At 72.7% G+C, this 21,136-nt stretch carries 17 protein-coding genes; 12 read left to right on the forward strand and 5 right to left on the reverse strand.

Annotation, left to right across the window (positions count from 1 at the left end):
• Positions 1 to 131: 131 nt before the first annotated feature.
• A complete protein-coding gene (locus tag ACIBIW_RS29365) occupies positions 132 to 2,351 on the reverse strand; it encodes an NADP-dependent isocitrate dehydrogenase (RefSeq protein WP_399340291.1) in 2,220 nt (739 codons plus the stop codon).
• A gap of 187 nt (positions 2,352 to 2,538) precedes the next feature.
• The gene (gene katG / locus ACIBIW_RS29370) at positions 2,539 to 4,761 is read right to left on the reverse strand and encodes a catalase/peroxidase HPI (protein ID WP_399340292.1); all 2,223 of its coding nucleotides are present in this window, start codon (positions 4,759 to 4,761) and stop codon (positions 2,539 to 2,541) included.
• A 331-nt stretch (positions 4,762 to 5,092) separates the two neighbouring features.
• Between katG and ACIBIW_RS29375 the strand changes: the two genes are divergently transcribed.
• The 9 genes from ACIBIW_RS29375 (at position 5,093) to ACIBIW_RS29415 (ending at position 15,260) form a co-directional block, all read left to right on the forward strand.
• A complete protein-coding gene (locus tag ACIBIW_RS29375; protein WP_399340294.1) occupies positions 5,093 to 5,536 on the forward strand; it encodes a Fur family transcriptional regulator in 444 nt (147 codons plus the stop codon).
• Positions 5,537 to 5,663: 127 nt separating this feature from the next.
• A complete protein-coding gene (locus tag ACIBIW_RS29380) occupies positions 5,664 to 8,039 on the forward strand; it encodes an ATP-binding cassette domain-containing protein (RefSeq protein ID WP_399340296.1) in 2,376 nt (791 codons plus the stop codon).
• A 184-nt stretch (positions 8,040 to 8,223) separates the two neighbouring features.
• Positions 8,224 to 8,913: a DUF4232 domain-containing protein gene (locus ACIBIW_RS29385; RefSeq protein WP_399340297.1), complete on the forward strand. Its 690-nt coding sequence runs from the start codon at positions 8,224 to 8,226 to the stop codon at positions 8,911 to 8,913.
• 164 nt (positions 8,914 to 9,077) lie between these two features.
• A complete protein-coding gene (locus ACIBIW_RS29390; protein WP_399340299.1) occupies positions 9,078 to 10,028 on the forward strand; it encodes a hypothetical protein in 951 nt (316 codons plus the stop codon).
• 159 nt (positions 10,029 to 10,187) lie between these two features.
• Positions 10,188 to 11,216 carry an N-acetyl-gamma-glutamyl-phosphate reductase gene (gene argC, locus ACIBIW_RS29395; RefSeq protein WP_399340301.1) on the forward strand — a complete coding sequence of 343 codons (1,029 nt, stop codon included), beginning with the start codon at positions 10,188 to 10,190 and terminating at the stop codon, positions 11,214 to 11,216.
• A gap of 52 nt (positions 11,217 to 11,268) precedes the next feature.
• Positions 11,269 to 12,420 carry a bifunctional glutamate N-acetyltransferase/amino-acid acetyltransferase ArgJ gene (gene argJ, locus ACIBIW_RS29400; RefSeq protein ID WP_399340303.1) on the forward strand — a complete coding sequence of 384 codons (1,152 nt, stop codon included), beginning with the start codon at positions 11,269 to 11,271 and terminating at the stop codon, positions 12,418 to 12,420.
• A 65-nt stretch (positions 12,421 to 12,485) separates the two neighbouring features.
• Complete coding sequence (gene argB / locus ACIBIW_RS29405; protein ID WP_399340305.1) at positions 12,486 to 13,385, forward strand: acetylglutamate kinase; 900 nt, start codon at positions 12,486 to 12,488, stop codon at positions 13,383 to 13,385.
• 125 nt (positions 13,386 to 13,510) lie between these two features.
• Positions 13,511 to 14,671 carry an acetylornithine transaminase gene (locus ACIBIW_RS29410; protein ID WP_399340597.1) on the forward strand — a complete coding sequence of 387 codons (1,161 nt, stop codon included), beginning with the start codon at positions 13,511 to 13,513 and terminating at the stop codon, positions 14,669 to 14,671.
• A 7-nt stretch (positions 14,672 to 14,678) separates the two neighbouring features.
• Complete coding sequence (locus ACIBIW_RS29415; RefSeq protein ID WP_399340307.1) at positions 14,679 to 15,260, forward strand: arginine repressor; 582 nt, start codon at positions 14,679 to 14,681, stop codon at positions 15,258 to 15,260.
• 27 nt (positions 15,261 to 15,287) lie between these two features.
• Here ACIBIW_RS29415 and ACIBIW_RS29420 read toward each other — a convergent pair whose 3' ends face one another.
• Both ACIBIW_RS29420 and ACIBIW_RS29425 read right to left on the reverse strand, forming a co-directional pair.
• On the reverse strand, positions 15,288 to 15,998 hold the full coding sequence (locus ACIBIW_RS29420) for a L,D-transpeptidase (protein WP_399340309.1): 711 nt from the start codon (positions 15,996 to 15,998) through the stop codon (positions 15,288 to 15,290).
• A 4-nt stretch (positions 15,999 to 16,002) separates the two neighbouring features.
• Entirely contained in the window at positions 16,003 to 16,590 is a 588-nt protein-coding gene (locus ACIBIW_RS29425) for a pyridoxamine 5'-phosphate oxidase family protein (protein ID WP_399340311.1), read from the reverse strand.
• 93 nt (positions 16,591 to 16,683) lie between these two features.
• Here ACIBIW_RS29425 and ACIBIW_RS29430 point away from each other — a divergent pair, with 93 nt between their 5' ends.
• The 3 genes from ACIBIW_RS29430 to argH all read left to right on the forward strand — a co-directional run bounded on the left by ACIBIW_RS29430 (position 16,684) and on the right by argH (position 19,947).
• Positions 16,684 to 17,076 carry a DUF488 domain-containing protein gene (locus ACIBIW_RS29430; protein WP_399340313.1) on the forward strand — a complete coding sequence of 131 codons (393 nt, stop codon included), beginning with the start codon at positions 16,684 to 16,686 and terminating at the stop codon, positions 17,074 to 17,076.
• Positions 17,077 to 17,196: 120 nt separating this feature from the next.
• Complete coding sequence (locus ACIBIW_RS29435; RefSeq protein WP_399340316.1) at positions 17,197 to 18,408, forward strand: argininosuccinate synthase; 1,212 nt, start codon at positions 17,197 to 17,199, stop codon at positions 18,406 to 18,408.
• Between the two features lie 105 nt (positions 18,409 to 18,513).
• On the forward strand, positions 18,514 to 19,947 hold the full coding sequence (gene argH, locus ACIBIW_RS29440; protein ID WP_399340318.1) for an argininosuccinate lyase: 1,434 nt from the start codon (positions 18,514 to 18,516) through the stop codon (positions 19,945 to 19,947).
• 140 nt (positions 19,948 to 20,087) lie between these two features.
• On the opposite strand, the gene ACIBIW_RS29445 is transcribed toward argH, so the two are convergent.
• Entirely contained in the window at positions 20,088 to 20,762 is a 675-nt protein-coding gene (locus ACIBIW_RS29445) for a lysophospholipid acyltransferase family protein (RefSeq protein WP_399340320.1), read from the reverse strand.
• Between the last annotated feature and the right edge of the window lie 374 nt (positions 20,763 to 21,136).

Consider the following 21,136-nt stretch of genomic DNA (forward strand, 5'->3'; position numbering starts at 1 on the left):
CCCCACCCCCGCGGACCTCCCCGGGGGGGGGGGCTGGCTGCCCCCCGGGGGGGGGGCGGGCGCCCCCGCGGCGCCCGCGGGGGGGGGGGGGGCCCCCCCCCCCCCCGGGCACACCGCGGTGGCAGCCGCCGTCAGGAGAGCTGCGCCAGCGCCGCGTTGAGGGTCTTCGACGGGCGCATCACCGCCGCCGCCTTCTCCGGGTCGGGCTGGTAGTAGCCGCCGATGTCCGCGGGCTTGCCCTGGACCGCGATCAGCTCGTCGACGATCGTCGACTCCTGCTCGGTGAGGACCTTGGCGAGCGGCGCGAACGCCTCCGCAAGCTCCGCGTCGGAGGTCTGCCGCGCCAGCTCCTGCGCCCAGTAGAGCGCCAGGTAGAAGTGGCTGCCGCGGTTGTCGATGCCGCCGACCCTGCGGCTCGGGGACTTGTTCTCGGTCAGGAACGTGCCGGTGGCGCGGTCCAGGGTGTCCGCGAGCACCTGGGCGCGGGCGTTGCCCGTGGTCTTCGCGAACTGCTCGAAGCTGACCGCAAGGGCCAGGAACTCGCCGAGGCTGTCCCAGCGCAGGTAGTCCTCCTTGACGAGCTGCTGTACGTGCTTGGGCGCCGAGCCGCCCGCGCCGGTCTCGAAGAGGCCGCCGCCGTTGATCAGCGGCACCACCGACAGCATCTTGGCGCTGGTGCCCAGCTCCAGGATCGGGAAGAGGTCGGTCAGGTAGTCGCGCAGTACGTTGCCGGTGACCGAGATGGTGTTCTCGCCGCGGCGGATGCGCTCCAGCGAGAACGCGGTCGCGTCCTCGGGGGACAAGATCTCGATCCGCAGGCCCTCGGTGTCGTGCTCCGGCAGGTACGCGCGCACCTTCTCGATGAGCCGCGCGTCGTGCGCCCTGGTCTCGTCCAGCCAGAACACCGCGGGGTCGCCGGTGGCGCGGGCCCGGGTGACGGCCAGCTTGACCCAGTCGCGCACCGGGATGTCCTTGGTCTGGCACATACGGAAGATGTCGCCCGCGCCGACGGTCTGTTCGAGCACCGCGGTGCCGCTCGCGTCGACCGCGCGTACCGTGCCGGTGACCGGGATCTCGAACGTCTTGTCGTGGCTGCCGTACTCCTCGGCCTTCTGCGCCATCAGGCCCACGTTGGGCACCGAGCCCATGGTCGAGGGGTCGAAGGCGCCGTGCGCCCGGCAGTCGTCGAGGACGGTCTGGTAGACGCCCGCGTAGCTGCTGTCGGGGATGACGGCGAGGGTGTCGTGCTCGCCGCCGTCCGGGCCCCACATATGGCCCGAGGTGCGGATCATCGCGGGCATGGAGGCGTCCACGATGATGTCGCTCGGCACGTGCAGGTTGGTGATGCCGCGGTCCGAGTCGACCATGGCCAGCTCGGGGCCCTCGGCCAGCTCGGCGTCGAAGGACTCCCTGATCTTCTGGCCCTCGGGCAGCGCCTCGATGCCCTTGAGAATGCCGCCGAGCCCGTCGTTCGGGGTCAGGCCCGCCTTCGCGAACACCTCGCCGTACTCGGCGAACGTCTTCGGGAAGAACGCGCGTACGACATGGCCGAAGATGATCGGGTCGGAGACCTTCATCATGGTGGCCTTCAGATGCACGGAGAACAGCACGCCCTCCGCCTTGGCCCTGGCCACCTGGGCGGTCAGGAACTCGCGCAGCGCGGCGACCCGCAGCACGGCCGCGTCGACGATCTCACCGGCGAGCACCGGCACCGACTCGCGCAGCACCGTCGTGCTGCCGTCGTCGCCCAGCAGCTCGATGCGCAGGGCGCCGTCCTCGGCGATCACCACGGACTTCTCGGTGCTGCGGAAGTCGTCGCCCTCCATGTGCGCCACATTGGTCCTGCACTCGGCCGACCAGGCGCCCATGCGGTGCGGGTTCGCCCTGGCGTAGTTCTTCACGGAGGCGGGGGCGCGCCGGTCGGAGTTGCCCTCGCGCAGGACCGGGTTGACCGCGCTGCCCTTGATCCTGTCGTAGCGGGCGCGGATCTCGCGCTCCTCGTCGGTCCTGGGCTCGTCCGGGTAGCCGGGGAGGGCGTAGCCCTTCTCCTGCAACTCCGCGATGGCCGCCTTGAGCTGCGGGATCGACGCCGAGATGTTCGGCAGCTTGATGATGTTGGCGCCCGGGGTCCCGGCCAGCTCGCCCAGCTCGGCGAGCGCGTCGTCGATCCGCCTGCTCTCGTCCAGGTATTCGGGGAACACGGCGATGATCCGGCCGGCGAGCGAGATGTCCCGGGTCTCCACGGCCACACCCGCGGTGCCCGCGTACGCCTTGATCACGGGCAGGAACGAATACGTCGCCAGGGCCGGGGCCTCGTCGGTGTGCGTATAGATGATGGTCGAGTCAGTCACCTGGTGCTCCGCTCCGTCTCCACGACTGCAACATTGCTCGACATCAAGATATCTCGCGTCCAACCTGCTGCCGAAGGGACCCGGCGGATTCCCGCCCCAGAAGGGCCCCGCACACGGCTGCGCCCGCCCCTCCCGCGTGGCGCGGGGGAGGGGCGGGCGCAGCCGTTGCGCGTCAGGACCCGGGGGATCAGTCCAGGTCGAAGCGGTCCAGGTCCATCACCTTGGCCCAGGCGGCGACGAAGTCACGTACGAACTTCTCCTTCGCGTCGTCGCTCGCGTAGACCTCCGCGAGCGCCCGCAGCTCGGAGTTCGAGCCGAACACCAGGTCCGCCCTGGTCCCCGTCCACACGACGTTCCCCGACGCGTCGACGGCCTCGTAGCTGCCGGGCTCACCGGCGACGGGACGCCAGGGGGTGTCCATGTCGAGCAGGTTCACGAAGAAGTCGTTGGTGAGCCTGCCGGGGGCCTTGGTGAGGACGCCGGCGGTGGAGCCGCCCGCGTTCGCGCCCAGCACCCGCAGGCCGCCGACCAGCGCCGTCATCTCGGGCGCGCTCAGCGTGAGCAGGTTCGCGCGGTCCACGAGCTGGTACTCGGCGGGCAGCCGGGTCCCCTTGCCCGCGTAGTTGCGGAAGCCGTCGGAGGCCGGTTCGAGCGCCGCGAACGAGTCCGCGTCGGTGTGCTCCTCGGCGGCGTCCACACGGCCGGGCGTGAAGGGCACCTCGACGCTGTGGCCCGCGTCCTGCGCGGCCTTCTCCACGGCGGCCGAGCCGCCGAGCACGATCAGGTCGGCGAGCGACACCTTGCGGGCGCCGGTGTTGAACTCCCGCTGCACCCCCTCAAGGGCGGTGAGCACGGCGGTGAGGCGCTCCGGGTCGTTGGCCTCCCAGCCGCGCTGCGGGTCCAGCCGGATACGGGCGCCGTTGGCGCCGCCGCGCTTGTCGCTGCCGCGGAACGTGGACGCCGACGCCCACGCGGTGAACACCAGGTCCGCCACCGACACCCCGGCGGCCAGCACCTTCTCCTTGAGCGTGGCGATGTCCCCCGCGGTCAGCGGCTCGCCCTCGGCCGCGGGCAGCGGGTCCTGCCACAGCAGGGTCTCCTGCGGCACCTCGGGGCCGAGCAGCAGCGAGCGCGGGCCCATGTCGCGGTGTGTCAGCTTGTACCAGGCACGCGCGAAGGCGTCCGCGAACTCCGCGGGGTTCTCGTGGAAGCGGCGGGAGATCGGCTCGTAGATCGGGTCGAAGCGCAGCGCCAGGTCGGTGGTGAGCATCGCGGGCGCGATCTTGCGGTCGGCGTCGTGGGCGTGCGGGACGGTGCCCTCGCCCGCGCCGTCCTTCGGCTTCCACTGGTTGGCGCCCGCCGGGCTCTGGGTCAGCTCCCACTCGTACCCGAAGAGGTTGTCGAAGAAGCCGTTGCCCCACTGGGTCGGGGTGCTGGTCCAGGTCACCTCAAGGCCCGAGGTGATGGCGTCCGCGCCCTTGCCCGTGGCGTACGAGTTGCGCCAGCCGAGGCCCTGCTGCTCGATCGGGGCGGCCTCCGGGTTGTCGCCGACGCTGCTGTCGGGGGCGGCGCCGTGCGTCTTGCCGAAGGTGTGGCCGCCCGCGATGAGGGCGACGGTCTCCTCGTCGTTCATCGCCATCCGGCCGAAGGTCTCCCGGATGTCGCGGGCGGCGGCCAGCGGGTCGGGGTTGCCGTTGGGGCCCTCGGGGTTGACGTAGATCAGGCCCATCTGGACCGCGCCGAGCGGGTCCTCAAGGACCCGGTCGCCGGTGTAGCGCTCGTCGCCGAGCCAGGTGGTCTCCGGGCCCCAGTAGACGTCGTCCTCGGGCTCCCAGACGTCCGCACGGCCGCCGCCGTAGCCGAAGGTGTCGAGCCCCATCGACTCCAGAGCCACGTTGCCCGCGAGGATCAGCAGGTCGGCCCAGGACAGGCTCTGCCCGTACTTCTTCTTCACGGGCCACAGCAGCCGGCGCGCCTTGTCCAGGTTGGCGTTGTCGGGCCAACTGTTCAGCGGCGCGAACCGCTGCTGCCCGGCGCCCGCGCCGCCCCGGCCGTCGCTGATGCGGTACGTGCCCGCGCTGTGCCAGGCCATCCGGATGATCAGCGGGCCGTAGTGGCCGAAGTCGGCGGGCCACCACTCCTTCGAGGTGGTCAGCGCCTGTTCGATGTCCCGCTTGACCGCGGGCAGGTCGAGGGCGGTGAACGCGGCCGCGTAGTCGAAGTCCGCGCCGAGCGGGTTCGCGACCGGCTGGTTCTTGGCGAGGATCTTCAGGTTGAGCCGCTCGGGCCACCACTGCCGGTTGCCGCCGCCCTGGGTGGGGTGCGGGGCACGCGCGGTGTGCACGACGGGGCAGCCCCCCGCTTCCTCGGTCTTCGGATCGGTGACGAGGGCGTCGTTGTTCTCAGACATGGAATTCCTTCCGGACCGGATGGATCGCGGTGCTGGGGACTGCGGACGGTGGCACGCCGGCGGGTGCCCGCTGCGACGGACACGGGCGGGGGACCCGGCCGGTCAGGCCGTGCCACGCCTCCGCCATCTCGTCCGCTCCCGCCGCAGGTGACACCCCGGTCCCTTGGCCGGTGCCGGAGCCGATCCTACGATGGACATAGTCCAAGTCAAGAAGTGCACCAGCTCTCCGGACACTGGGCCCCGTCCCGGCGGTGTTCGCGCCCCCCGCGAAGACCGCCCGGGGGAGGGCCCGGCGGCGGGTGTGGCGCGACCGGCGATGAGGTGAACCGAGATGAGTGACCTGAGGGAACGGCTGCGCGGGCGCGGCTGGCGCATGACCGCCCAGCGCAGGGTCGTCGCGGAGGTCCTCGACGGCGAGCACGTCCACTTCACCGCCGACGAGGTCCACGCCCGAGCCGCCCGGCTGCTGCCGGAGATCTCCCGGGCCACCGTGTACAACACACTGCGTGAGATGGTCACGCTCGGCGAGGTCCTCGAAGTCTCCACCGACGACCGCGCCAGGCGCTACGACCCCAACGCCCACCGCCCCCACCACCACCTGGTCTGCTCGGGCTGCGGCACCATCCGCGACGTACGGCCCACCGGCTCCCCGCTGGCCGACCTGCCGCCCGCGGAGCGGTTCGGCTTCGTGGTCACCGCCGCCGACATCACCTACCGCGGGCTCTGCCCCGACTGCGCCCGCCAGCCCGCCGCCGTCCCCGAGCCCGCCCCGTAACCCCACGGGGCAGGATCGAAGAAGCGCGAACCGGCCGGACCTCGTACCGTCGACGGCACCGCGCGGGCGCCCGCGCGGGGGCGCGGCCCGCGCGTGCGCCCCCTGGAACGGACGAAGGACGGACGAGATGGCCAGCAGCACGACCCGCCCGGGCCAGGGCCCCGCCGACAGCCACGACGTGATCCGGGTGCACGGAGCGCGCGTGAACAACCTCAGGGACGTCAGCATCGAGATCCCCAAGCGGCGCCTGACGGTGTTCACCGGCATCTCCGGCTCGGGCAAGAGCAGCCTGGTCTTCGGCACCATCGCCGCAGAGTCGCAGCGGCTGATCAACGAGACCTACAGCGCCTTCGTCCAGGGCTTCATGCCGACCCTGGCAAGGCCGGAGGTCGATGTGCTCGAAGGGCTGACCACCGCCATCGTGGTCGACCAGCAGCGGATGGGCGGCGACCCGCGCTCCACCGTCGGCACCGCCACCGACGCGGGCGCCATGCTGCGCATCCTCTTCAGCAGGCTCGGCAGCCCGCACGTCGGCTCGCCCAACGCGTTCTCCTTCAACATGCCCTCGGTGAAGGCGCACGGCGCCATGACCGTCGAGCGCGGCAGCCAGAAGGCCGTCAGGGTGAGCTACACCCGCACCGGCGGCATGTGCGTGCGCTGCGAGGGCCGCGGCACCGTCACCGACCTCGACCGCGCCCAGCTCTACGACGCCTCCAAGTCCCTCGCCGAGGGCGCGCTGACCATCCCCGGCTACAAGGCGGGCGGCTGGAACTACCGCCTCTACACCTCCTCCGGCTACTTCGACCCCGACAAGCCCCTCGGCGACTACACCGCCACCGAGTTGCACGACCTCCTCCACCGGGAGCCGGTCCGGAAGAAGATCGAGGGCATCAATATGACCTACGAGGGCCTGGTGCCGCGGCTGACGAAGTCGATGCTCGCCAAGGACCGGGAGTCGATGCAGCCCCACATCAGGGAGTTCGTGGACCGCGCCGTCACCTTCACCGTCTGCCCCGACTGCGACGGCACCCGGCTCAGCGAGGCGGCGCGCGCGTCGCGGATCGCCGGGAAGAACATCGCGGAGGTGTGCGCGATGCAGATCAGCGACCTCGCGGACTGGGTGCGCGGCCTCGACGAGCCGTCGGTGGCGCCGCTGCTCGACACCCTCGGGCGCACCCTCGACTCCTTCGTGGAGATCGGGCTCGGCTACCTGTCGCTGGAGCGGCCCGCGGGCACGCTCTCGGGCGGCGAGGCGCAGCGGGTCAAGATGGTCCGCCACCTCGGCTCGTCCCTCACCGACGTCACCTACGTCTTCGACGAGCCCACCACCGGGCTGCACCCGCACGACATCCAGCGGATGAACCACCTGCTGCTGCGGCTGCGCGACAAGGGCAACACGGTGCTCGTCGTCGAGCACAAGCCGGAGACGATCGCGATCGCCGACCATGTCGTGGACCTCGGCCCCGGCGCGGGCGCCGACGGCGGCACCGTCTGCTACGAGGGCACCGTCGCGGGGCTGCGCGCCTCCGGCACCCGCACCGGGCGCCACCTCGGCGACCGCGCCGCCCTCAGGAAGACCCCGCGCACCCCCACCGGGACCCTGCCGGTACGCGGCGCCGACCTGCACAACCTGTGCGACGTCGACGTGGACATCCCGCTCGGCGCGCTCGTCGTCGTCACCGGTGTCGCGGGCTCGGGCAAGAGTTCGCTGGTGCACGGCTCGCTGCCCGCCGACGCCGGGGTGGTCTCCGTCGACCAGGGCCCGATCCGCGGCTCACGGCGGAGCAACCCCGCCACCTACACCGGCCTCCTCGACCCGATCCGCAAGGCGTTCGCCAAGGCCAACGGCGTGAAGCCGGCCCTGTTCAGCGCCAACTCGGAGGGCGCCTGCCCCGCCTGCAACGGCGCCGGGGTCCGCTACACCGACCTGGGGATGATGGCGGGGACCGCCACCACCTGCGAGGAGTGCGAGGGCAGGCGCTTCGACGCCTCCGTGCTCGAACACCGCCTCGGGGGCCGGGACATCAGCGAGGTGCTGGCGATGCCGGTGGCCGAGGCCCGGGAGTTCTTCGGCTCGGGCGAGGCCCGCACCCCGGCCGCGTCCCGCGTCCTCGACCGGCTCGCCGACGTCGGCCTCGGCTACCTCACGCTCGGCCAGCCGCTCACCACGCTCTCCGGCGGCGAGCGGCAGCGGGTGAAGCTGGCGACCCACATGGGGGAGAAGGGCGGTGTGTACGTCCTGGACGAGCCCACCGCGGGGCTCCACCTCGCGGACGTGGAACAGCTCCTCGGCCTGCTGGACCGGCTCGTCGACTCCGGCAAGTCGGTGATCGTCGTCGAGCACCACCAGGCCGTCGTGGCGCACGCCGACTGGATCATCGACCTCGGCCCCGGCGCGGGCCACGACGGCGGCCGCGTCGTCTTCGAGGGCACCCCCGCGGAACTCGTCGCCGCGCCCACCACCCGCACGGGAGAACACCTCGCGGCCTACGCGGGCGCGTGAGCCGCGGGGCGGTGTGAGCCGCGTGGGCGTGGGCCGCGAGGGGGTGTGAGCTGCGGGCGGTCGCTGTTACAGGGTCCGGACACAGTTTCCCGAACTCGCCCCGGGGGCGGCGCATCAGACCTCCCGTAACGCACTCGATACGGGGAGCGCCTGGCGAAGTCCTGGCGCCGGAAAAGGGGAGACCATGACCGCCACGTTCAACCGCGCCGCCCGCCGCACCGCCGTCCTGCTGGCAGTGGTCGCGGTCGGCGCCGGCGCCGCGGCCTGCGACCCGTCCTCCGGGAACGCCTCCTCCAAGGGCTCGTCGCAGAGCACGGCAAAGGACTCCTCCGGCGGCGGTGCCGCGCAGGACGACCAGAAGGGCTCGCAGGGCTCCCAGGACGACGGGAAGGGCACGAAGGCCGACACGGCGAACGACTCTTCCGCCGCCTCGGACGACCGCTGCCACACCGGCGAGCTGAAGTTCTCCTTCCACATGCCGCACGGCGGCCGCCCCGACATGGACACCACCCAGCAGCAGAACGTGGGCATCCGGCTGGAGAACGGCGGCGACCGCACCTGCACCCTGCACGGCTTCCCCGGCGTCCGCCTCGTCAGCGACTCCGGCCGGACCTGGGACCTCCAGCGCTCCTCGGCCGAGCCGAGCACCTTCACTCTGCACCCGGGCGACGACACGGCCATGGTCAGCTTCACCATCCTGCCGGTCGCCAAGGACGACCCGGACACCAAGGCGTTCGTCCCGGCCAAGATCCTGGTCACCCCGCCCAACGAGACCACCCACGTCACCCTGGACTGGCCCTACGGCGGCGCCCTCCTCGACCAGACCGGCGCCACGAGGCCCGGCACCTTCGTGGACCCGATCGTCGTCGGCTGAACCCCCCCTCCCCGGACGGCCCGCACCACCCACCCCCGTGGTGCGGGCCGTTCTCTGTCTCCTCGGTGACAGGGCACGCCCCGCCCCGCCGCGGCACGCCCCGCCCCGGCCCGGCCCGGGACCGTGCGGCCGGTCCGGGGGACCGCCCAGGCTAGCCTCGGCGGATGATCCCCGCGCCCCCTCCGAAGGTCATCACGCGCCTGCACGACGGGCGGATTCACGCCTACCGCCCGACGGAGCCCGGCGCTCCCGGGGCGCTGGAGCCCGTGGCGGTCTTCCGGCCACGGGCCGGTGACCAGGTCGTGGAGTCGGCGGTGCGGCCCGACCTGGAGCGCGCCGTCTACACGACCCAGGACGGCGTCGTCTGCCTCACCGGCGCCGGTGAGGCCGTCTGGGTATCGGACTTCGAGCCGCCTTCGCGGGAGCGCCACGGCCACCGCCCCGGCTGCGCCTTCTCCCTGGACGGCCGCACCGTATGGGTCTACCGGCCGGACGCGATGGCGGGGCGCGGCCGCCCCGACCAGTGGGTCGTGTACGACGCCGACCGCGGGCGGGTCCTCGCCCGCTGCGAACTGGAGACGGTCGGGCACGGCGCGGGCCACCATGTGCACCCCGTGGACGGCAGCGTCTACCTCGACATCGGCGAGGGCCAGGACGGCTCCGTCATCCTGCGCGGGGCGCCCGGGGCGGGCGGCGGGGCGGAGTTCGCCCCGTACCCGTGGTCGGACCGCTGCCTCATCGGCCTGGCGCCGGACGGGCGGCAGTTCATGACGGTCGACCACGGCCAGGCGGACGCCGCCTTCCACCGCCACCCCGAGGGCGACGTGCTCCTCACCCGCTCCGTCGCGGACCTCGGCCACGACCCGGGGGAGGCGTTCATGGAGTGGTCCGGCGGCTATCTGACCCCGGACACGGCCGTCGTCACCGTGGGCGGCGAGACGGAAAACGAGGGGGAGTGGTTCCGCCACCACCTGCTCGACGTGCATACGGGCGCGGTCGTCGGCGAGATCGCCGCCGAGACGGCCGACCCGTACGCACTGCACCCCCTGGGCGACGGCTCCTGGCTCACCCCCGGCCCCGACGGCCACCCCGTCCGCCACCTCGCCCGGCCATGACGGCCCCGGCGGGGGGCGGCTCCGAGGGGAGGACAGCCCCGACGGGAGGGCGGCTGGTGTCCGCCCGCTCGGTCACCCCGCGGCCGATCCCCCGCCCCCCTCCTCCATTGCATAAACGTGCCGACGAACGTATAGTCATGCCGTCGAGGAGGAGGTCCCATGGTGGTGCGGGTCGCGGTTGCGGGTGCCAGTGGTTATGCGGGCGGGGAGGCGCTGCGGCTGCTCGCGGGGCACCCCGAGGTGGAGATCGGGGCCCTGACGGCGCACGCGAGCGCGGGGCAGCGTCTCGGCGCCGTCCAGCCGCACCTGCCGCCGCTCGCCGACCGGGTGCTCCAGGACACCACCCCCGAGGTCCTCGCCGGACACGACGTCGTCTTCCTCGCCCTGCCGCACGGCCACTCCGCCGCCGTCGCCGAGCAGCTCGACCCCGGGGTGCTCGTCATCGACATGGGCGCCGACTTCCGGCTGCGCTCCGCCGCCGACTGGGAGAAGTTCTACGGCACCCCGCACGCCGGCACCTGGCCCTACGGCCTGCCCGAGCTGCCCGGCGCCCGCGACCAGCTCCGCGACACCCGGCACATCGCCGTCCCCGGCTGCTTCCCCACCGCCGTCTCGCTCGCCCTCTTCCCCGCCCACGCCGCGGGACTCGTCGATCCCGAGGCGGTCGTCGTGGCCGCCACCGGCACCTCGGGCGCGGGCAGGACCCCGAAGCCGCACCTGCTCGGCAGCGAGGTCATGGGCTCCGCCTCGCCCTACGGGGTCGGCGGCACCCACCGGCACACCCCCGAGATCGCACAGAACCTGAGCGCGGCCGCCGGCACACCCGTCACCGTGTCGTTCACCCCCGTACTCGCCCCCATGGCCCGGGGCATCCTCGCCACCTGCTCCGCGCCCGCCACCCCCGCCGCCGACGGCGGCGCCCTGCGGGCCGCGTACGAGAAGGCGTACGCCGACGAGCCCTTCGTGCACCTGCTGCCCGAGGGCCAGTGGCCCGCCACCGGCTCCGTCCAGGGCTCCAACGCCGTACAGGTGCAGATCGCGTACGACGCCGCCGCCCGGCGCCTCGTCGCCGTCAGCGCCATCGACAACCTCACCAAGGGCACCGCGGGCGGCGCCGTCCAGAGCATGAACATCGCCCTCGGCCTGCCCGAGGGCCTGGGCCTCGGCGCCCTCGGCCTCGCCCCGTGACCCGCGCCCGCCACCACCCCGCAGCAGGCCGCACAGCCACCAGGGAGATGCCATGACCGTCACAGCCGCGCGCGGATTCACGGCCGCGGGCGTCGCCGCCGGGATCAAGGAGAGCGGGGGCCCCGACCTCGCCCTCGTCGTCAACCACGGCCCCCGCCGCGCCGCCGCCGGAGTCTTCACCTCCAACCGCGTCCAGGCGGCCCCCGTCCTCTGGTCCCGCCAGGTGCTCAAGGGCGGCACCGTCTCCGCCGTCGTCCTCAACTCCGGCGGCGCCAACGCCTGCACGGGCCCCAAGGGCTTCCAGGACACCCACGCCACCGCCGAGAAGGCCGCCGAGGCGCTGGGCCACAACGCCGCCGAGATCGCCGTCGCCTCCACCGGGCTCATCGGCACCACCCTGCCCATGGACCGGCTGCTGCCCGGCGTCGACAAGGCCGCCGCCGCCCTCTCAGAACACGGCGGCGAGAAGGCCGCCATCGCCATCAAGACCACCGACACCGTCCACAAGACCGCCGTCGCCGGCGGGGACGGCTGGAGCGTCGGCGGCATGGCCAAGGGCGCCGGCATGCTCGCCCCGGGCCTCGCCACCATGCTCGTCGTCCTCACCACCGACGCCGACATGGAGGCGGACGCCCTCGACACCGCGCTGCGCGCCGCGACCCGCACCACCTTCGACCGGATCGACTCCGACGGCTGCATGTCCACCAACGACACCGTGCTGCTGCTCGCCTCGGGCGCCTCCGGCACCACCCCGCCCCAGGACGTCTTCGCCGAGGCCGTACGGCAGGTCTGCGCCGACCTCGCCCGCCAGCTCATCGGCGACGCGGAGGGCGCGGCCAAGGACATCAGGATCGACGTCACCGGCGCCGCCACCGAGGACGACGCCGTCACCGTGGGCCGCAGCATCGCCCGCAACAACCTCCTCAAGTGCGCCGTGCACGGCGAGGACCCCAACTGGGGCCGGGTGCTCTCCGCGATCGGCACCACCGATGCCGTCTTCGACCCCGACCGTCTGAACGTCGCCATCAACGGCGTCTGGGTGTGCAGGAACGGCTCCTTCGGCGAGGACCGCGACCTGGTCGACATGCGCTACCGCGAGGTCACCATCACCGCCGACCTCGCCGCGGGCGAAGCCGCCGCCACCATCTGGACCAACGACCTCACCCCTGACTACGTCCACGAGAACAGCGCGTACTCCTCCTGAGCCGCGCGCCCGTCCCCGACCGGGACGGGCCGCACGGGACCCGCGACCCAAGGACCCAGCACCCCATGAGCACCCGCCAGCACACCGCCCTGCCCAAGGCGCAGACCCTCGTCGAGGCACTGCCCTGGCTCGTCCGCCACCACGGCAAGACCATCGTGATCAAGTTCGGCGGCAACGCCATGGTCGACGACCAGCTCAAGGCGGCCTTCGCCCAGGACGTCGTCTTCCTGCGGCACGCCGGGCTGCGGCCCGTCGTCGTGCACGGCGGCGGGCCCCAGATCAGCGCCCAGCTCGACCGGCACGGCCTCGTCTCCGAGTTCAAGGCGGGGCTGCGCGTCACCACCCCCGAGGCCATGGACGTCGTACGGATGGTCCTCGCGGGACAGGTGCAGCGCGAACTCGTCGGGCTGCTCAACACCCACGGCCCGCTCGCCGTCGGCCTCACCGGCGAGGACGCCCACACCATCACCGCCACCCGCCACCGGCCCGTCATCGACGGCGAGCCCGTCGACATAGGACGCGTCGGCGAGATCACCGAGATCGACACCGGGGCCGTCGAGACCCTGCTCGACGACGGCCGCATCCCCGTCGTCTCCTCCATCGCGCGCTCCGCCGACGACGGCCACGTCTACAACGTCAACGCCGACACCGCCGCCGCCGCACTCGCCGCCGCCCTCGGCGCCGAGACCCTGATCGTCCTCACCGACGTCGAGGGCCTGTACGAGAACTGGCCGCAGAGCGACGAGGTCATCAGCAGGCTCACCGCGAGCGAACTGGAGCGGCTGCTGCCCGAACTGTCCAGCGGCATGGTCCCCAAGATGCGCGGCTGCCTCACCGCCGTCCGCGGCGGCGTCCACACCGCGCGCGTCATCGACGGCCGTGTCCAGCACTCCATCCTGCTGGAGATCTTCACCGACGACGGGATCGGCACCATGGTCGTGCCGGACAAGGAGGACGACGCATGACCCCCGCAGCGCCGCACACCCCGCACGCCGCGTCCGAAGCCCCCACCTCCGGCACCCCCACCTCCGGCCCTGCCGCCTCCTGCGACCCCAACACCGCCCTCACCCGCCGCTGGCAGTCCGCCCTCATGGACAACTACGGCACCCCGAGGCTCCCCCTCGTCCACGGCAGCGGCAGCACCGTCACCGACGCCGCCGGGCGCGACTACCTCGACCTCGTCGGCGGCATCGCGGTGAACGCGCTCGGCCACGCCCACCCCGCCGTCGTCGAGGCCGTCAGCACCCAGATCGCCTCCCTCGGCCATGTCTCCAACCTGTTCGTCGCCGAGCCGCCCGTCGCCCTCGCGGAACGCCTGCTGCGCCTCTTCGGCCGCGAAGGGCGCGTCTTCTTCTGCAACTCGGGCGCCGAGGCCGTCGAGGGCGCCTTCAAGCTCGGCAGGCTCACCGGACGCCGCCACATGGTCGCCACCACCGGCGGCTTCCACGGCCGCACCATGGGCGCCCTCGCCCTCACGGGACAGCCCGGCAAGCGCGCGCCCTTCGAGCCGCTGCCGGGCGACGTCACCCACGTCCCCTACGGCGACGCCGACGCACTGCGCGCCGCCGTCACCGAGGACACCGCGCTCGTCCTCGTCGAGCCCATCCAGGGCGAGAACGGCGTCGTGGACCCGCCCCCCGGCTACCTCGCCGCCGCCCGCGCCGTCACCCGCGCCACCGGCACCCTGCTCGCCCTCGACGAGGTCCAGACCGGCATCGGCAGGACCGGGCACTGGTTCGCCCACCAGGCCGAGGAGGACGTCGCCCCCGACATCGTCACCCTCGCCAAGGGCCTCGGCGGCGGCCTGCCCATTGGTGCCACCGTCGCCTTCGGCGACACCGCACGCCTCTTCGCGCCCGGCCACCACGGCACCACCTTCGGCGGCAACCCCGTCGCCTGCGCCGCCGGGCTCGCCGTCCTCGACACCATCGAGGGCGAAGGGCTGCTGGAGAACGTCAAGCGCGTCGGCGAGAAGCTGCGCGAGGGCATCGAGAACACCCGGGACACCCACCGGCTGGTCTCCCATGTCAGGGGCGCGGGCCTGCTGCTGGGTATCGTGCTCACACAGCCGCTGGCGGCGAAGGCGCAGCAGGCGGCCCAGGACGCCGGCTTCCTGGTCAACGCGCCCGCCCCGGACGTCGTACGGCTCATGCCGCCGCTGAACCTCTCCGAGGCCGACGCGGACACGTTCCTGCGGGCCCTGCCCGGAGTGCTCGACCAGGCGTACGACGAAGGACGAACCGGAGAATGAGACGACGATGAGCCAGGCGCAGGACCACGAGGAAGCGGGTCCGCAGGAGCACGACTCCGCGGAACCCGCCCCCGCACTCCGCGCGGGAGGCCCCCCAGTACCCCAGACCCGCACCGCGCGCCACCGGCGGATCGTGGACATCCTCAACAGGCAGGCGGTGCGCTCGCAGAGCCAGCTCGCCAAACTCCTCGCGGACGACGGGCTCATCGTCACCCAGGCGACCCTCTCCCGCGACCTCGACGAGCTGAACGCCGTCAAGATCCGCGACGTGGAGGGCGACCTCATCTACGCGGTCCCCAGCGAGGGCGGCTTCCGCACCCCCCGCGCCCCCCTCGGCGAGTCCGCCAAGGAGGAGCGCATGCGGCGCCTCTCCGCCGAACTGCTCATCTCCGCCGAAGCCTCCGCCAACCTCGTCGTCCTGCGCACCCCGCCCGGCGCGGCCCAGTTCTTCGCCTCCTCCATCGACCAGGCCGAACTCCACGACATCCTGGGCACCATCGCGGGCGACGACACGGTGCTCCTCATCAGCAGGGACCCCACGGGGGGACAGGCGCTCGCGGACCACCTGCTCAGGCTGGCGCAGCATTGAGGCCGCCCGCCGCCGCGCCCGCGCCCGTCAGTACCGGGTGAGCGCCGTGCGCCCGCCCGCCGTGCCCACGGCGAGGTGCGGACGGCGCTCGGGGCGTGCCCACGCCAGCAGGCGCCGCATCGCGTCCGCGGGCACCGAGACGCAGCCCGCGGTGGGACCAGAGCCGTTCACATGGAGGAAGATGCCCGCGCCGCGGCCCCGTACCGGACGCTCGTAGTTGTAGCCGACCACCATCGCGTACGCGTACGGGGTCCTGTAGTCCGCCAGGTGCTCCGACTCCTCCGCGCGGCAGTCCGCCGGCAGCGGCTGCACCCAGCGGTTGTACGCGCGCGAGGCGCTGTCCTCGCACCACCAGGAGTCGTGCTCCACCGCCCGGTAGGCCAGCGAGGTGCCGCGCGGCGCCGGCTCGGTGCCGAAGGCGTACGGCAGCGGGAAGATCCCGGTGGGTGTGGTGCCGGTGCCCTGGCGCCTGGTCGCGCCCTCGACCAGCCCTCCCGAGCCGAACCGCGCCGGGGCCGACCCCCGCTCGCGCCACCGCCCGTCCGCGCGCTCCCACCAGGTGACGGTGCCGCGCGTGGCGCCGGTGTCCGCGGCCACCGCGGTGATCACCTGGCTGCCGCCGCCGGTGTCGGCCATTGCGTCGGGGCCCGGAGCGCCGCCGCCCGCCGCGGGCGGCGCGGCGGCGAGGGCGCACAGGGCGGCGGCGAGCAGGGCCGGAACAAGGGATCTTCTGTGCATAACCTCAGAAATTACCCGGCGGCAGCGGGAGCGGCAGCCCCGGCAGGCCGTCCAGGCTCGACGCCACGTGCTCCTTCTTCTCGAAGTAGGCCCCGAGCGAGGCGTCGTCCTCGCGCGCGAACCGCTTGCCGTGCAGATCGCGGTCGCGCTCGTACGCCATGAACGGCACCGCGTACCCGCAGGTGTCCCTGATCAGCTCGGCGTGGACCACGATCACCGCGCGCAGGCCGTGGTCGCGTGGGTCGATGCCGGGGAAGTGGCCGAGCAGCCCGGAAAAGCGCGCGTCGTCGCGGAAGACCGGCTCGCCCGTGCCGTGCACCCGCACGATGTTCGGCGGCCCCTGGAAGGCGCACCACATCAGCGTGATGCGGCCGTTCTCCCGCAGGTGCGCGATGGTCTCGGCGTTGCTCCCCGCGAAGTCGAGATAGGCCACGGTGCCCGGGTCGAGCACCGCGAACGAACCGGTGAGGCCCTTCGGGGAGAGATTCACGGTGCCGTCGCCCGCGAGCGGCGCGGTGGCCGTGAAGAACAGCGGCTGGGCCTCGATGAAGTCACGGAGTCTGCCGTCGATACGTTCGTACGTCTTTCCCATGGTGTTGATTATTCGCCTGATGCGTCCGGGGGGCCCGGAAATACCCGGGGTGTCTCACCCGCCGGTACGCCCCGCCGCGCCCACCATGGACGGATGGACGACAACAGCGGCAGCAGGGGCAGGGGCGCGCGGCGCGACATCAGGCTCAGACGGGTGTACGAGGAGGCGGAGCCGGACGGCGGCGCCCGCGTCCTCGTCGACCGGGTCTGGCCCCGCGGTCTTTCGAAGGAGGCGGCCGGGCTCGACTCCTGGCGCAAGGACGTGGCACCCTCCACCGAACTGCGCAAGTGGTACGGCCACGACCCCGGGCGTCACGAGGAGTTCGAGCGCCGCTACCGCGCGGAGCTGGCCGCGCCCGAAGCCGCCGAGGCGCTCGACGAGCTGCGCGAGGAGGCCGCCAGGGGGCCGCTGACCCTGCTGACGTCCGTGCGCGACGTGGACCTCAGCCACGCGGCGACCCTCAGGAGGGTGCTCGCCGAGGGCTGACCCGGCGGCCGCCACGGTGCCCCCGGGTGCGCCGACCCCCGCCCGACCAGGCGAATTGACGAATCATGCGGGGGTATGCATACTCATGCATAACAGAGAGCGCACCGTGAGGAGAAACCCGTGACCGAGCGCGTCGTACTCGCCTACTCGGGCGGCCTTGACACCTCCGTCGCCATCGGCTGGATCGCCGAGGAGACGGGTGCCGAGGTCATCGCCGTCGCCGTGGACGTCGGCCAGGGCGGCGAGGACCTGGACGTCATCCGCAAGCGCGCGCTCGCCTGCGGTGCCGTCGAGGCCGAGGTCGCGGACGCCAAGGACGAGTTCGCCGACGAGTACTGCCTCCCGGCGGTCAAGGCGAACGCCCTGTACATGGACCGCTACCCGCTGGTCTCGGCCCTCTCCCGCCCGGTGATCGTGAAGCACCTGGTGGCCGCCGCCCGGAAGCACGGCGCCGGCACCGTCGCCCACGGCTGCACCGGCAAGGGCAACGACCAGGTCCGCTTCGAGGCGGGCATCGTCGCCCTCGCCCCCGGCCTGAAGTGCATCGCGCCCGTCCGGGACTACGCGATGACCCGGGACAAGGCCATCGCGTTCTGCGAGGAGAAGAACCTCCCGATCGCCACCACCAAGAAGTCCCCGTACTCCATCGACCAGAACGTCTTCGGGCGCGCCGTGGAGACCGGCTTCCTTGAGGACATCTGGAACGGCCCGATCGAGGACATCTACTCCTACACCCAGAACCCGGCCGAGCCCCGCGAGGCCGACGAGGTCGTCATCTCCTTCCGGGCCGGCGTCCCCGTCGCCATCGACGGCAAGCCGGTCACCGTCCTCCAGGCGATCCAGCAGCTCAACGAGCGCGCGGGCGCCCAGGGCATCGGCCGCATCGACATGGTCGAGGACCGGCTCGTCGGCATCAAGTCCCGCGAGGTGTACGAGGCCCCGGGCGCCCTCGCGCTCATCACCGCCCACCAGGAGCTGGAGAGCGTCACGGTCGAGCGCGATCTTGCCCGCTTCAAGCGGCAGGTCGAGCAGCGCTGGGGCGAGCTGGTCTACGACGGCCAGTGGTTCTCCCCGCTCAAGCGCGCCCTCGACGGCTTTGTGAACGAGGCGAACGCGCACGTCAACGGCGACATCAGGATGACCCTGCACGGCGGCCGCGCCGTCGTCACGGGGCGCCGCTCCGACACCGGCCTCTACGACTTCAACCTGGCGACCTACGACACCGGCGACACCTTCGACCAGTCCAAGGCCCAGGGCTTCATCGAGATCTTCGGCCTCTCCTCGAAGATCGCCGCCCAGCGGGACCAGCGCGACCAGCCCGCAGGGGCCTGACGCGCGCCGCGCCGCCCGCGCCGCGCACTACTCTGACGACCGCCTCCCCGTCCACGGCGACGGGGAGGCGGTTCGCACATCCACACCCGCGAGGAGCTTCAAGCAGTGAGCAGCAACAGCGGCGACGTCCGGCTCTGGGGCGGCCGCTTCGCCGACGGCCCGGCCGAGGCACTGGCCGCCCTCTCGGCCTCCGTCCACTTCGACTGGCGGCTCGCCCCCTACGACATCGCCGGCTCCCGCGCCCACGCGCGCGTCCTGCACCGCGCGGGACTGCTCACCGCCGACGAACTGGCGCGGATGCTCGAAGGACTCGACCGGCTCGCGGCCGACGTCGCCGACGGCACCTTCACCGGCACCGTCGCCGACGAGGACGTGCACACCGCGCTCGAACGGGGCCTGCTGGAGCGCCTCGGCCCCGACCTCGGCGGCAAGCTGCGCGCCGGCCGCTCCCGCAACGACCAGGTGGCCACCCTCTTCCGGATGTACCTGCGCGACCACGCCCGGGCCATCGGGGGCCTCGTCGCCGACCTCCAGGACGCCCTGGTCGGCCTCGCAGAGGCGCACCCGGACGTCGCCATGCCCGGGCGCACCCACCTCCAGCACGCCCAGCCCGTCCTCTTCGCCCACCATGTGCTCGCCCATGTGCAGGCCCTCGCGCGGGACGCCGAGCGGCTGCGGCAGTGGGACTCCCGCACCGCCGTCTCGCCCTACGGCTCCGGCGCCCTCGCGGGCTCCTCCCTCGGGCTCGACCCGGAGGCCGTCGCCCGCGACCTCGGCTTCGAGAACGGCAGCGCCGCCAACTCCATCGACGGCACCGCCGCCCGCGACTTCGCCGCCGAGTTCGCCTTCATCACCGCGATGATCGGCGTGAACCTCTCCAGGATCGCCGAGGAGGTCATCATCTGGAACACGAAGGAGTTCTCCTTCGTCACCCTCCACGACGCCTTCTCCACCGGCTCCTCGATCATGCCGCAGAAGAAGAACCCCGACATCGCCGAGCTGGCCAGGGGCAAGTCGGGCCGTCTCATCGGCAACCTCACCGGGCTGCTCGCCACCCTCAAGGCGCTGCCGCTCGCGTACAACCGCGACCTCCAGGAGGACAAGGAGCCGGTCTTCGACTCCTGCGACCAACTGGAGATCCTGCTCCCCGCGCTCACCGGCATGATGGCCACCCTCACCGTCAACCGCGAGCGGATGGCCGAACTGGCCCCCGCGGGCTTCTCGCTCGCCACCGACATCGCGGAGTGGCTGGTCAGGAAGGGCGTGCCGTTCCGGGTGGCGCACGAGGTGGCGGGGGAGTGCGTCAAGGAGTGCGAGGGCCTCGGCATCGAGCTGGACCAGCTCACCGACGCGCAGTTCACCGGGATCTCCCCGCACCTGACCCCGGCCGTCCGCGAGGTCCTGAACGTCCCCGGCGCCCTGGCCTCCCGCGACGCCCGTGGCGGCACCGCCCCCTCGGCGGTCGCCGCGCAACTGGCCGAGCTGAAGAGCGACCTGGCCCGTCAGCACGCGTGGGCCGCGGCACGCCGCACGCCCTGAAGCCCCGCCCGCCCGGCGGGCGCCGGGGAGGGCGCGAGGCCCGGAAGCAGCGTGCGGCCCCGGGAAACGCGCGAGGGGCGGTGCGGGGCCGACAGGCCCGCCACACCGCCCCTCGCGCCGCCGCGCGGGCTCACCGGCCGCTACGCGGCCTCCTTCGCCTTGGTGGCGTACACGTCCACGTACTCCTGCCCGGAAAGACGCATGACCTCCGCCATCACCGAGTCGGTCACCGCCCGCAGCACATAGCGGTCCCGGTCCATGCCCTCGTACCGGGAGAACTCCAGCGGCTCGCCGAACCTGATGGTCACCCGCCCGGGCCGCGGGACGCCGCGCCCGCCCGGCTGGAGCTTGTCCGTGCCGATCATCGCGAACGGCACCACGGGGGCGTCCGTCATCAGCGTCAGCCGCGCGCAGCCTGTACGGCCGCGGTAGAGCCGCCCGTCGGGCGAGCGGGTCCCCTCGGGGTAGATACCGAAGACCTGGCCGTCCTCCAGGACCCTGCGGCCCGTCATCAGCGCCGCCACACCGCCCCTGCCGCCGTCGCGGTCCACCGGGATCATGCCGACGCCCGTGAAGAACCACGCCATCAGCCGGCCCTTGAAGCCCCTGCCGGTGACGTACTCGTCCTTGCCGATGAAGAAGACCTGCCGGCGCGAGACTATCGGCAGCACGATCGAGTCGATGAACGTCAGATGGTTGCCCGCCAGGATCACCGGGCCCGTCGCCGGAATGTTCTCCACGCCCTCCACCTGGGGGCGGAACATCAGGCGTATGGCCGGACCGAGCACTGCCTTGATGAACGCGAAACGGGACAACGAGCCCTCCGGGGTCCAGGTGGTCGAGCTATCCAGGTATGGCGCCTGATCGCAGTCATGCCAAGTCCATGCAGGTGAGGACGATACTCGGGGTGCGGCCCCCGGCGCACGTCGGGTTCACCGGGAGGTTACGCACCTCCCGCGCCGACCCGTCAGAAGAGTGCGCCGCGGCGCTTTACTGTCACCTGTACGAAGCAGGAGGACCGCGGGAGGAGCGGCGCCCGCAGCCCCCGGCGCGCGCACCGGCGGGCCCGGCGCCCGCGCACCGGTCACCCGACATCACCCGCCCGTTCCAACTCGCTTCTCCCTCCCGACACTTGCCTTCACCTACGATCGGCTCCGCCGAGCACGCGTACAGCACTCCGGGAGGAACG

The organism is Streptomyces sp. NPDC050560 (assembly GCF_044457285.1).
Taxonomy (GTDB): domain Bacteria; phylum Actinomycetota; class Actinomycetes; order Streptomycetales; family Streptomycetaceae; genus Streptomyces.

Coding starts and splice junctions, on each gene's coding strand:
- ACIBIW_RS29420 (WP_399340309.1), bottom strand. CDS start 15,998: ATGCACAGAAGATCCCTTGTTCCGGCCCTGCTCGCCGCCGCCCTGTGC.
- ACIBIW_RS29385 (WP_399340297.1), top strand. CDS start 8,224: ATGACCGCCACGTTCAACCGCGCCGCCCGCCGCACCGCCGTCCTGCTG.
- ACIBIW_RS29410 (WP_399340597.1), top strand. CDS start 13,511: ATGGACAACTACGGCACCCCGAGGCTCCCCCTCGTCCACGGCAGCGGC.
- ACIBIW_RS29375 (WP_399340294.1), top strand. CDS start 5,093: ATGAGTGACCTGAGGGAACGGCTGCGCGGGCGCGGCTGGCGCATGACC.
- katG (WP_399340292.1), bottom strand. CDS start 4,761: ATGTCTGAGAACAACGACGCCCTCGTCACCGATCCGAAGACCGAGGAA.
- ACIBIW_RS29430 (WP_399340313.1), top strand. CDS start 16,684: ATGGACGACAACAGCGGCAGCAGGGGCAGGGGCGCGCGGCGCGACATC.
- argC (WP_399340301.1), top strand. CDS start 10,188: ATGGTGGTGCGGGTCGCGGTTGCGGGTGCCAGTGGTTATGCGGGCGGG.
- ACIBIW_RS29390 (WP_399340299.1), top strand. CDS start 9,078: ATGATCCCCGCGCCCCCTCCGAAGGTCATCACGCGCCTGCACGACGGG.
- ACIBIW_RS29415 (WP_399340307.1), top strand. CDS start 14,679: ATGAGCCAGGCGCAGGACCACGAGGAAGCGGGTCCGCAGGAGCACGAC.
- argB (WP_399340305.1), top strand. CDS start 12,486: ATGAGCACCCGCCAGCACACCGCCCTGCCCAAGGCGCAGACCCTCGTC.
- ACIBIW_RS29425 (WP_399340311.1), bottom strand. CDS start 16,590: ATGGGAAAGACGTACGAACGTATCGACGGCAGACTCCGTGACTTCATC.
- argJ (WP_399340303.1), top strand. CDS start 11,269: ATGACCGTCACAGCCGCGCGCGGATTCACGGCCGCGGGCGTCGCCGCC.
- ACIBIW_RS29380 (WP_399340296.1), top strand. CDS start 5,664: ATGGCCAGCAGCACGACCCGCCCGGGCCAGGGCCCCGCCGACAGCCAC.